Origin of the sequence: Pedobacter superstes (genome assembly GCF_037622515.1) — a bacterium.
GTDB classification, from domain to species: Bacteria; Bacteroidota; Bacteroidia; order Sphingobacteriales; family Sphingobacteriaceae; genus Paradesertivirga; species Paradesertivirga superstes.
Genome location: NZ_JBBJCN010000001.1, coordinates 294,791 through 307,435 on the forward strand (window position 1 = coordinate 294,791; position 12,645 = coordinate 307,435).

The following is a 12,645-nucleotide window of genomic DNA, read 5'->3' on the forward strand; positions in this document are numbered from 1 at the left end:
CTTTGCACAATGCAATAAAGTTGTCATCCTGGGCAAATGAGGCCCTGATCTACTAATGTCTCTTAAAATGATGCACGCAATTCGATTAAGACACTTCTGCCTACACTATTTATTCCACTACCATGTGTTCGATAATCCTCGTTCAGCAAGTTTTGACCACTTACCCTGAGTTGTAGCATTTTATATTGATAGCCTGCAAAGACACTTAGTACTTTCCACCCGGGAGTACCACCCTGGGGAATTCTGTTGTCATCTCTATCTCCCTGCGCAAGTCTGCTTTGCTTAGAAGCCCAGCAAAGCTGAGTAGTAAGGTAATATTTGTCAAGAGAATATCTTACAGATGCACTTCCATTAAAAGGAGGCATCCTTCTTAAGGGTTCATTTTTAGTAATATTCTTTCCATACGTATAAGCCGTAAAACTGTTAAGAGTCCAGCTTTTGTCGGGTTGCCATTGCAAAAATGCCTCCCCCCCTTTAACAGACGCATTTTCGACATTTTCCTTACGGTATACATTATACCCCTCTATCATTTCCCCTTCAGACTTAACCCTGGCTATCAGATTACTAAGTCCGTTATGGAATAATGCAAATGAGCTCTTCCACTTATCTGATTGAAACCTATAACCTATTTCTGTATTATTACTTCTTTCCGGCTTCAGGCCAAACGATGGGATTTCATACCTGAAATCAACAATCCCTAAAGTGCCCATATCATCAATATTGGGAGCGCGATATCCACTGCTGAATGAAGCATACACATGATGTAGCCCTGACCCGTAGCTCACACCGGTGTTTAATACCATTGCACCTGGGGTAATTTTCACTAAACCAAGTTTTTCATCAGTTATAGAAGCATTAAACCAATTATATCGGATACCAGCTTCTACATTCAACTTTTTTATTTGAAGGTGATGAAGGCTATATATGGAAGCATTGGAATACGCAGATTTATCAGGATATAAGCCGCGACCACGCAGAGATATGTTGTTGCCTGTATTTAATTCTTCTTTAAAACTGCCAATCTTATCATAATAATATTCGAATCCGCTATTTGCAGTCCAATACCTTGTTAGTTCAGAAAGAACATCCATTGAAGCATTTGCTGTACTTATATCATCCCGTTCTTTGCGTAGCGTGACATTACCATTCTTCTGACTATTACGTTCTTCGGCACTTTGCTGAAATGAGCCTGTAATAACTACTGATTTGAAAAAAGAATTGGAGTGATTGAGGTTCAGTTTCAGATAAGACAAATTCCTGCTTTGGAGTGCCATCTCATTAATTAAAAAATTTTCCAGTTGCACCTTATGATATACAGACACATTACGTTGGTTTACTAGTTGATGTGCGACAGTTAATTCCGCATTATCAGCTAATTTCCATTTTAATTTTATATCTGCATCTGTTTCGGTATACCCTGAAGGAGATTGTCTGCCTGTAGTATCTCCACCTATTAAGGCGCCGAATTTTTTTAAACTTAGTCCCCCTGTTACAGCAAATTTCCGGGTCGAATACATCGCCTGGCCACGACCTGTTCTCTCCATATCTCCATTCCAATACCTGCCCGTTATACTACCTTTAAGCTGAGATTTCGGCGAATACACAGGGTCGTTAGTTAATACCTGAATTACACCTCCCATTGCGTCTGAACCATATTGCACAGATCCGCTGCCTTTAACAACTTCAATTCTGTTAACAGTAAAGTGATCAATTGTATTAAGGTATTGATTGGGGCCGTACCGAAAAGTAGAATTATTCAACCGAATGCCATCAACCAGGATTAGCGTCTGGTTTCCGGTTAAGCCTCTTACAAATGCCGAGCCACCGCCATGATTTGTTTTTTGTACAAAAACGCCCGGCACACTCATAAGAGCTTCGGGGGCAGACCGATACATAAAGTCGCTGATCTGTTCTCCTTTTAACACACTAATGGAGAACGGGCTGCTTATCACCGGTGAAGCTTTTCGGGTTGCGGTGATTACTACTTCGTTCAGTGTACCTGCTGTATCAGAAAAAGAACTTCTCTCTTCCTGAGCTTGTAATGCAAAAGGTACAGCTAAGACTAAAAAGAATAATGAAAATTTATCAAGTTTCAATTTGGATTTTTTAAGGTGATAATCACTTAAAGCTTAAACCGATGCTAATCATCATCGTCATCAGCTTTTGCTTCAAGTTTTACAAACGCGCTTCTCTTTGGAGCAGGCATGATAGAATTTTCGCCCTTAACATATTTCCATACTACCTCATTCAAATCCAGATCGGGGGCTAAATCTTCTCTTGAGAAATCGAAGGCTTCGGAGCGTATTGCACTTGTATTATTTGCTGTGTTTTTTACGTCTAAACTAACACCTGCAGATCGCAGTTTGTATGCCGTTAAATCAGGCTGATTGGAAAAGCAGTCAAATAAAGGTTTTGCTGCAGCATCGTACTGGCTCATAGGTGGTAGGCCTAAAATCAATTCCATTGTTCTCAGCATTCCTGAAGTAGAATACATCGTATGATTTACCGAACCCATTTTTATATAGGGGCTGATAACAAAAGCCGGAGAACGGTGCGCATCAACATGATCCGGTCCGTTCTGAGCATCATCCTCTAAAACAAAAATGGCAGATTCCTTCCAAACAGGACTATTTGATATATGCTCTATCAATTGACCTAAAGCCAGGTCGTTATCAGCAACCATCGAAATAGGGCTTAACTTTCCCTTCCTCTGTCCACTGGTATGGTCGTTCCCTATTCGAATAGTATTAAATTGGGGAACTTGACCAACAGCCAGCAGAGAATCAAAATCGTGTTTAAATACTTTTATCCTGTCGACATCTTTTATATCCAGATTATATGATGGGTAGTTAACACATATCTTCCCTTCTAATGATTTAATACTTGCCTTTCCGGTCGAAGTAAATTCGCCGTAAGAACGGTAGCTTACACCGGCACGATTACAATAATCCCAGATAAAACCATCCCTCGGGTATGCAATTTTGCGGCTGCCTTCATAATCATAGGTCCCGCCTCTGTTACCATAACTTATGGGCCATGTTTTTTCAACATAGTCGTTAGCATATGCAGCCGTGCTCCAGTTATGTCCGTCGGCACTCACTTCTGCATCTACATAAAAGTTATCCAGCAAAACAAATTGTCGGGCAAGAGCATGATGGTTAGGAGTAATTTTCTCCGGAAAAATACATAATGAAGTATCTCCGTTCCCTTCCGGCATATCACCCAACACCTGATCGTATGTGCGATTTTCTTTAATTACATAAAACACATGCTTTATCGGAGATTTATCTCCTGGTTTAGCCGGAACCGGATTTCCTAAAGCATTATGAGCTTCATTCTCTTTTGCCTTATTAAAAGGCGTATTTGCGTACACCTGTTTAGAATAGGTGTTTAGCCTTGCAGCATTGGGCTGATCTATAAAAGACAATGTCCCTTTAAATAAACCGCCGATATATTGCAGCCTTGAATTTGTATTCCCTAAATGCGAACCGCTGTTATCAGTCTTCTTAACCGGCTGAGGTCCTTGAGGATTGGGCATTGACGAAAATCCTTTCCCATTGCTTACCAGTATTTTATTATTTACCGTTTTTACATTGGTGGGATACCAGCCAGTGGGTATAAAGCCCATAGAGACGCTTTTTCCCGGTTGAGATACATTGAATACTGACAGGCAGTTGTTATCGGCATTGGCTATATATAAGCTTTTTTCATCTGCTGATAAGGCAAGGCCATTAGTTGTAGAGCCGGTTAACTTTGTCGGAAAAAGTGTAGCCGAGATTGTTTCTATGACTTTACGCTGTGCCCTATTTATTATCGATACAGAATTATCATTGGCATTTGCAACAAAAATGTATTCCCCTTTTTTTGTAGTAAGAATCTCATTCGGATGATTCTCTGTAATAATTGCAGCAACCATTCTTTCTTGTTTTATATCATATACAGCAAGCTTGTCACCTCCCCAGATTGAAATATAAAGCTCCGATTTATCGGGACTTAGTACACAGGCATACGCTTCGTGAGAAAGTTTTAGCTTTCGAATGGTCTTTTTAGTAATAAGATCAACTATGTACAAGCTACTATCTTCCTTTGTAACCGTATAAAGCCTGTTATTTTTGTTGTCGACATCAATTCCAGCAGGACTTATCTTTTCTTTCGGCCAGGCTTCACCTAATTTGATGGTATCGGGCTTAGTAAACTTTTTATTCTTAATAGTAAATGAAATAATAATATTGTCATTCCCGCCAGACACATAAAGCTTCGTATCATCATTACTAAACTTTAAACCATACCAGGATTTGGCGATAGACACCGAATCTAATTGCTTTTCTGTTTTTGGATCTATGAGTTGTAAAAACTGAGTGCTTTGTCCATTATTTGTAACGGCCAGAAGTTTTTTATTTGCCGACAAAGCCATATTCAGAGGCAGGTCTCCTAATGCTATTGATCTTCCGGCAGGACTTAATGACCATCCATTAGGAAGAAGCACCTGTTTATTAGCAGAAGGTCTGGTTGGGGTTTGAGCATTAGTTACACCAACTACTGCAAGGCATAATAAGGCCTGGTTAAAAATTCTGAAACTATTTTTTAAAAGAAAACTCATAAAAAAATTAATTTATTCTGCTGATATACAAACTTCAAAGAAAGGGAACAGATATTAACTGATTTTAAATAATCTGTTAAACTAAGCTCTTTAAAATAAAAACAGAGCCGAAATTCAGCTCCATAATTCCTGTTTATGATATTGGGGTAAAACACAAGGAGCAAAACGCCTCCTTGTGTTTTCACATTAAACTAATAGGTGTATTTAACCTTTAATTGTTTAATCTCCTTTTTTCCTATTCCTAACTCCTTTTCCATGAATTTTTCGGGAGTACCGTATTCATTAGAAAGGGCGGCAAAGAAAGTTCTAAGCAACTCTGGTCTTAACGCCATCATTTTTTTCCACTGCTCGTTAGTTAATCCGTTTACACTGGCCATTTGCGACATCATCTTACTATTCCGGGATTCTAAGTATACATTAGATGCAACGAAGTCTTCTTCAATTTTATTCATAGGTACGCCAAGAGCATATAAAAATAAAGCTGTTGCCATGCCGGTTCTGTCCCTTCCGCCAGTACAATGATATAAGAGAGCTGACGTATCAGGCAATACCAAAAGCTTTTGAAACAGCGCTTTGTTTCTACCACCGAAATATTGCACATTTGGAGCGCCATAAAAGTTCGTCAGCATATCGCCTTTTTCAATTTGCTTTGCCCATTCTTCTTTGGAAGGGAGACTTTCACTCCCTGCCGGACAATGAATGTATTCCACGCCCACAGGTAATTTATCTGGCGCTGCAGCCGCTTCCTTTGTGCCACGGAAATCTACAACTGACACTATATTTCTTTCTCTCAGTGTATCCAAATCACTTGTTGTTAAGTTGCTGATATCCGCACTGCGAAACACTTTTCCCCATTTTACTTCTTTTCCATCAATGGTTTTATAACCGCCGACGTCTCTGAAATTAGCAGCTCCCTTTACATGTACCAACCGTTTGGTACTGTCGGCTAATTGAGCGTTTGAAATTAGAGGTAGCGAAATGATTGCTGATAAGATAATTTTTTTTAACATAACGTATTTTTAAGTTTGTGACGCTGGTACTCACATAAATTGTCTATACCAGCTGCTGTGAATGCATTTAGTTGAACTAGCACACTCGTGATTATGCTTGTTCTTTTTTTTGAAATAATCCGAATGTTGGAGAATTAAGGAATAATATTCCATCTTAAACCTATTTGACCTCGGGAGCCGTACCATTCTGTCATGGTAACTCGCCTTCTGTCGCCCATATAGGTTCTTAGCGGTTCGTCTGTAAGATTATTAAATTCCGCAAAGGCTTTCATCTTTTTATTAATACTAACTGTGGCCGAAGCATCAAGAGTAAAGTTTTTATCTGTCCAGATGTAGAAGTCAGGGCCTAATTGCTGATTGATACTCTCTACTGATTTTCCCCGGTAGTTTCCTGCCAGACGGAGCATCAAGCCACTCCTTTCATAAAAAAGAATAGCATTGTATAAATTTTTTGATTGGTTAGGCAAACTTGTTTTATCCAGGAAACTTGCGGTAGCTGTTGTGCGGGGAATTTCAATTTCACTATTTATATAAGTGTAATTAAACTCTACTCCCAAGCCACTCCAAATTCCTTTTAGAAAATCAAGACGTTTATTTATGCCCGCTTCAAATCCAAACAGAGAACCGTCTTTAATATTTTTCGCCTGTGTCAGTACATAGTTATCACCTTCTGAGGTATAAAAGGTTTTATCAGTAAAGACCGCGTTTTTAATGTTTTTATAAAAAACTCCTCCCGATAATAATCCGATATTATTAAAGTAATGCTCACCCATTAAATCCAGATTGTTAGAAAAAGTTGGTTTTAAATCAGTATTACCTTTTGTTAAAGTAATAGGGTTTCGGGTATTATCAATAGACTGGCCAGGAGTCATGTCATTGAAATTAGGCCTTACAAAGGTTCTGGTATATGCGGCCCGGATATTTGAATTTTTATTTACAGCATACTTTAAATGAAACATTGGCAGGAAGGCATTATAGCTCGTGTTAACCTCCGCGGGTGTTATGGTAGTTTGTGCCGGTGTTCCTGCAGTTACCGCTTTTGAACCATTAAGGTCCATCTGGGTAAATTCATTTCTAAAGCCGCCTACAAACTTCAGCTTCTCAGTGAAATCAAATTCAGCCATGATATATGCGGCGGCTACCTCCTCAGTACCGCTATACAAACTGGTTGCATTAGTTGCTGACGTTAGCTCTCTGAATCCATTATTGCTGATTGATTCAGGACTGTATAAGTTAAACAATTGTTGTTTGCTGACAGGATTGACGATATATTGGTTATACGACCCATTCATTCCTTTGAAATAGCCATCGCCTTCAGGAAAATCTCCTCTGTCGAGCTGGTTTAAGGACATTGCAGGCGAATTAGTTCCCGGGGCAAATACTAAGTTTGAACCATAAGTGTTTCGGCGAAATTTATGACGGTATTTCCCACCAAACTTTAAATTTAAAGTTGAAGAAACGTTTATTTTGGTATTTATCTGAGCGGTTCTGTCCTCCTCTTTGGTATCTAATTGAGCAATTACAAGCTGTTGTAACATAAGCTTACTATCATCCATTACTTCTGAGGGATTTTTTAATCCCGCATCAAAACTTGTTGGTGTTCCGCCAATAGCGTCAGGAGAATCAAATTCCCAATATCTTTTTCCATCAGATGAAAGATTATTAAACCCGCCGTTAATTTTCTGCCTGAATGTTGAAATGGGAAGTCCGTTAGAAGAATTCGTGGACGGGGTTTCCAAGAAATAATTACTAAGATAGTTACTTGCGGTCCAATCCAGTTTAATGTTGCTAGTTAACTGATGTTCGCCACCCAATTCGGCGCCGTTTAATTTTGTCTGATAATGGGAATACCTGTAGTTATACTGATATCTGCTATTGGTATAATCAACATATGATTCATACACCGGGCGTATATCATTAAATTTATCCATTAAACCTCTGAACAGTAATTTGTTGGATACATTAAACTTGTATTCCAATCCCAGATTCGCACCGTACGTTTGTCTTTTACCCATATACCGCTTAAACATCACAGTGTTAATCGACCGTTGTTGTACGGGATTTGCTAAGCCGGTATTGTAATTAACATCATAACTATCTGTACCCCATTGCCTGTCCCAGATGGCGCCAGCTAGAATTACTCCAAGTTTATTCTTAAAGAAGCGGTCGCCATAAACACCTGAAGCATTGTATGTTCCGTTTTGAGAAAATGTGTTATACCCCCCGGCGCCACTAATATTGAATTGTCGTTTTACAGGAGCTGTTCGTGTAATAAAATTGATAGCCCCTCCAATAGCATCTCCCTCCCAGTCGGGTGTTAAGGCCTTTGCAACCTGCACATATTGTATAATTTCTGAAGGGACCGCATCCAAAACTGATGACCTGTTTCCCAGAACATTAGAACTAGGCAGGCGCGTTCCGTTAAACAGGGTCGATGTCCATGCAAAAGGAGTCCCCCGAACGGTCGCCTGATCGGCTTCACCATGATAGCGGGCAACAGCTACTCCCTGCATGCGCTGAACCGCTTCCGCAGCGTTACGGTCTGGCAATTTACCGATAGCATCTGCAGCGATTACATCAATAACCGCTAAGGAATTCTTTTTTATATTATACGCTTTAGCTTGTGACGGAGCCATTGTGCCATTGATGGTTACTGCGCCAAGCGTGTTTGCAGCCGGAAGTAATTGAATAACTCCCACATCATTAACACCCTGTTTTAGGTCTAAATCTATTCTCTTAGATTCATATCCTATATAATCAATCAGGATGGAAACCCTTCCGGTTGTTTGAATATTTAGGGTGAATGATCCGCTTAGATCTGTAGCAGTGTTTTTTTTGAGTGCCGGTGTTAATATATTTACACCGGGTAAGAAACCATCGCTCCCTGTAACTGACCCCTTAATTACCTGAGCCTGCAAGGTTAAAGGAAGGTATAGAACTAAACATAACGCGATTTTAAATAGTTTGCTGGTAATAATCTGGTGCATAACGAATAATATTTTTTTGCAAAGTTGGGGGTAGGATTGTTTGCAGTCGTCCGGCTCAGCTAACCCGGACTTTTTTTACCATAGATTTTATTATTTCGCACGCATCGTCACTGATTTACAGTAAGTTATGTTAGTTATGCAATTATTAACAAATAGTTAGCTTATTAATTCATACCGATCAGCTACCGTATCAGTGCCAACCTGATTATTATTCCCGGTCTTTTTTAAGTAGGACGATGGAGTGTTACCAGTAATTTTCCTGAAATAATTATTGAAGGTAGATTTTGAATTAAATCCCGATTCGTAGGCAATAACTAAGATATTGGGATGAAGCTCTCGTCTCTTATATTCATCTAATAAACGTATTACCTCATTAATTCTAAACTCGTTTACCACCTGATAAAAAGATTTGCCAAGGTATTGGTTAAATGCTTCCGATAAATGATGGCGTGGTATTTTAGATATCGCCGATAGTTTATCCAGGCTCAGCTCCGGATCGGAATAAACTTTTTTTATCTGCATTAGGCGATGAACTTCTTCAATAATCGCCGCCTGGCGCTCCGGATGGAGGAAAGTTTTCTTTATTTCAATGCCGCTCTGGCTTAATTGTTTTATTCCTTCAGGATTATCTTCATTATTTTCCACATCGACATGAGCGTCGTTTTTGATATCAGCAAAATCAAGCATTCCCGAAGTGTTTTCAAGAGTGAAATATATTTTATAATAAAGGATAAGAAGACAGATGCTTGACAGGATGCTGTAACATATTATTCTAGCTATAAAGTGTGAAGAAGTAAAGTCAAAGATTTTGAATGTGGTTATAAGATTTAATGACAAACAAATCCCCCCAAACAAAACGAACAGAGCAGATACCCTTTTTATAAGTATTCCTTCCGCTTGCCAGAAACCCGAAAGGTTTTTAGCTTTAGCATAGCTAAGGAGCGGAAGAATGATCATTGAAACACTGATTAGATAGTTTGTTGTGTAATTATATATAAAAGTTAGAGTTTTAAAAGCATGTGATCCGGACAAAACACAATACAAAATATACAGATATACAATTGCTGCTAAAGAAGCAGGCAGTAAAAGGTATAAATGCTTATTTGTTTTGAATTTATGGTCTTTTATCTTACTGGCGTACATCCAAAATAAAGGGGCATACGCTAAATCTATAAAAGTATTAAAACCTGATTTAAATACAGCTACTTCACTTAGTGTATATATTACAAATTTCAGAGAGAGATGTGTAAAAATGCAGATCAGAAGCAGTGTGAGAATCTTTTCCGCCGGTCGTCTGCGTTTATAAACAACAAACAAGCTTAATGCCAACAACGCTTGAAATACCCCTATAATTATTACATAATCCATGCAGTAAAGATAGATTCCGGCTATTAAGCTATGGTTAAGCTAAGTTTATCTAGTTATAGAATACTACACCAAATGTATATGTCTCTATTTAAAAAATTCCACCTCTTTTAAATCCGTTCTAACCTGTCTGAACAGCCTCAGGTTAATTCAATAAAAACGATTCGATATCTCTCCAATCATAATAGTGAAAAACCTTACCGTTACTCATTGCAACAAACATCCCTTTAGGAAATTTACCTCCCAAATTAAAATTTGTAACATCCGAACCATCACTTTCTATTGTCGAAAATGGTATTTCTTTTATTAATTTATGACCATTCGGGTTCTTTTCATCTCCCTCACGTTTATAAACCATAAAGCTGTTAATTTGCTGATTAGATACCAGGATATAACCCGTACTATCTGAAGTCTGATAAATTGAAATGCCCTCGTTATCTTCCTTGAAGTCTTTATCGCCAAAGAGAGCCAGTTGCTTATTATCCTTTTTTGCCGGGTCTGCATAATATTTACGAATTCCAACACCTTCGTCCGAATAGTACACATACCCCATCTGATTATCAACTGCAATAGCTTCTATTTCCTTGGTGCCGCTGTAAGAGCCAAACTTTCTAATTAACCGGGCACTAACACTTCCGTTGAAATTTGGAACAAGTTCGTATTGCCATAAATAGTTTTCTTTAGGTCCGGACTTCCTGCCCACAATTGCAAAAATCTTTTTGTCCGACGGTCGGGTATAAAGTGCTACGCCCATTGGACCACGTTCTGTTTCGTCAGTAAATACTTCAATACCTCCGTTATCGATTGGCGTTAAATCGGGCATGGAAAAGATCCTGATCTTATTACTTTCCCTTTCTGTTGTCACGGCAATGGCGGTTGATAATCCCTTAATCATCATACCGTAAGCAATATCCACGTTATTTGGTCTTTTTAGCCCAATCGATTTCTTAATGACCTTCCCATTCAAATCATACAAATACAAGGCACCATCGCTGTCTTTATCTGTGCCTACGATAAGACTATTCGTTGCGTTCTTCCGATTAATCCATATTGCCGGATCATCTGTATCATGAGAGGCTACTTCAGTAATCACAGAAGGCTTTAATGCATTTTCAGCTACCCGAGCCAGCTTTTCTTGGCAGGAGAGTAAACAAATAGGAATTAATAAAAATGTAAGGGTTCGCATATTTGAAAATCAAAGCGGTCGGCGAAAACTCCAGACCGCTACATTATTGCCAGGCTTAATTATCTTGTTACTTTTTTGTCTTGTTTTAGCACTTTCAAGTCGTTTTTCTCGACATCTTTCATCATAGTGAAATGATCACCTATCTTTCCGTTCGAACAAACCCATTTCAAGTCCAATCTGTTACCCTGAACCTCAAGCATCACAACACCTCCCACCTCATTGTTTGAATAAAACATGGCATTATGGGGATAAGTGGGTTTATGCCCCCCTAATGCCCCTGCAGATCCGCTAACCACATAAACGGTTCCCTGATTGTCTTTTTTACTTTTTATATAAGGCGCAGAGTTTTTACTGCCATCGAATAACGCTGTAGAATTGCTTATCTCATGTTTTTTAGAATCGAAATCTGATTCCATACCGTAATAACCTTTAATAAGTTTTGTACGCTCGTATACATGACTATGGCCGCAAAGCACCAGGTCTACGCCATATTCTTCGATAGTTTTAAGAAAGTGTTCTCTGATTTTTACCAGCAAAGACTCTTTATCAGAATCATGAGAGCCCATCGTATACGGGGGGTGATGCCAGTAGGCTACAACCCATTTACTTTTGTTTGCTTTCAGATCTTTCTTTACCCATTCTACCTGCTCACTCATTTCGTCGTACATATGCAGACCTTTACTATCCGGACCATAAGAATCCAGGGCAAGGAAATGCACATTGCCAATATCATAGGAATAATAGGATTCTGTATTGGATGGCACTCCTCCCGCTTCTCCTTTGGTAGGTACTGAGAAGTTCTGATAATAGGCCATTTTATTCTGATCTGTTGCAGATGCGGAATGAAAATCGTGATAATCATGATTTCCGGGAACGGGATATAAAGGGTACTTCTTCAATAAATCATCTTTATAAATATTGAAAAATTTAGCCTGAAACTCCGCGTCGGTACCATCAGAGTAAGCGTTATCTCCCATTAATATCCAGGCATTTAAATGATTGTTCCCAAGATATTTTAGTACCTGGCTTTTAACAGTCCTCTGGTTCAGAGAATTGTTTCCGCAATCTCCAAAGCCTGCAATTCGAATCAGCTGTTCGCTGTCTTTTTCGGGGAAAGTATAGAAATAATTCTCATCATTACCCTGCAGGGTTGTATCTGCCAAGTTCCCCACCGTGTAATAATATTTAGTAAAAGGCTTTAGTCCTGTTAGAGTAATAATATGTTCGTTAACCAGTGTAGAATCGTCAGTTCTCATACTTAAATTATCACTGCTTAAACCGTATTTTACCCTGCTTCTATCGTATACATTGGTTCGCCATCTAATGGTCATACTTGTAGGAGTAGCCATTTGAAGATAAGGGCCACGCAGCAGATCTGCCTGAACTCCCATTAAGGCGCGTCTTGCTTTAGCAGCTGGCTTAACAGGCGTGTTTTGCGACAAAACTGCAAATGGACTAAGGATTAGGAAAAAAAATAGAATGTTTATTGGTTTCATA

7 protein-coding genes are annotated in these 12,645 nt (G+C 38.9%); all 7 read right to left on the bottom strand.

The genetic code is table 11. From position 1 onward, the window contains the following. Nucleotides 1–62 precede the first annotated feature (62 nt). Nucleotides 63–2,096, bottom strand: coding sequence for a TonB-dependent receptor plug domain-containing protein (locus tag WG906_RS01410; protein WP_339990727.1), 2,034 nt, complete (start codon nucleotides 2,094–2,096; stop codon nucleotides 63–65). A 44-nt stretch (nucleotides 2,097–2,140) separates the two neighbouring features. Further along, entirely contained in the window at nucleotides 2,141–4,600 is a 2,460-nt protein-coding gene (locus tag WG906_RS01415; protein ID WP_339990728.1) for a bifunctional YncE family protein/alkaline phosphatase family protein, read from the bottom strand. A gap of 191 nt (nucleotides 4,601–4,791) precedes the next feature. Further along, nucleotides 4,792–5,610 (bottom strand): tyrosine-protein phosphatase, encoded by an 819-nt coding sequence (locus tag WG906_RS01420; protein WP_339990729.1) that lies wholly within the window; start codon nucleotides 5,608–5,610, stop codon nucleotides 4,792–4,794. A 134-nt stretch (nucleotides 5,611–5,744) separates the two neighbouring features. After that, complete coding sequence (locus WG906_RS01425) at nucleotides 5,745–8,597, bottom strand: TonB-dependent receptor (RefSeq protein ID WP_339990730.1); 2,853 nt, start codon at nucleotides 8,595–8,597, stop codon at nucleotides 5,745–5,747. Nucleotides 8,598–8,753: 156 nt separating this feature from the next. Continuing rightward, nucleotides 8,754–9,965 carry a helix-turn-helix domain-containing protein gene (locus WG906_RS01430; protein WP_339990731.1) on the bottom strand — a complete coding sequence of 404 codons (1,212 nt, stop codon included), beginning with the start codon at nucleotides 9,963–9,965 and terminating at the stop codon, nucleotides 8,754–8,756. 142 nt (nucleotides 9,966–10,107) lie between these two features. Next, nucleotides 10,108–11,148, bottom strand: a complete 1,041-nt coding sequence (locus tag WG906_RS01435; RefSeq protein WP_339990732.1) for a phytase — start codon at nucleotides 11,146–11,148, stop codon at nucleotides 10,108–10,110. A 59-nt stretch (nucleotides 11,149–11,207) separates the two neighbouring features. After that, nucleotides 11,208–12,644, bottom strand: a complete 1,437-nt coding sequence (locus WG906_RS01440) for a purple acid phosphatase family protein (protein WP_339990733.1) — start codon at nucleotides 12,642–12,644, stop codon at nucleotides 11,208–11,210. Nucleotide 12,645: the final 1 nt, after the last annotated feature.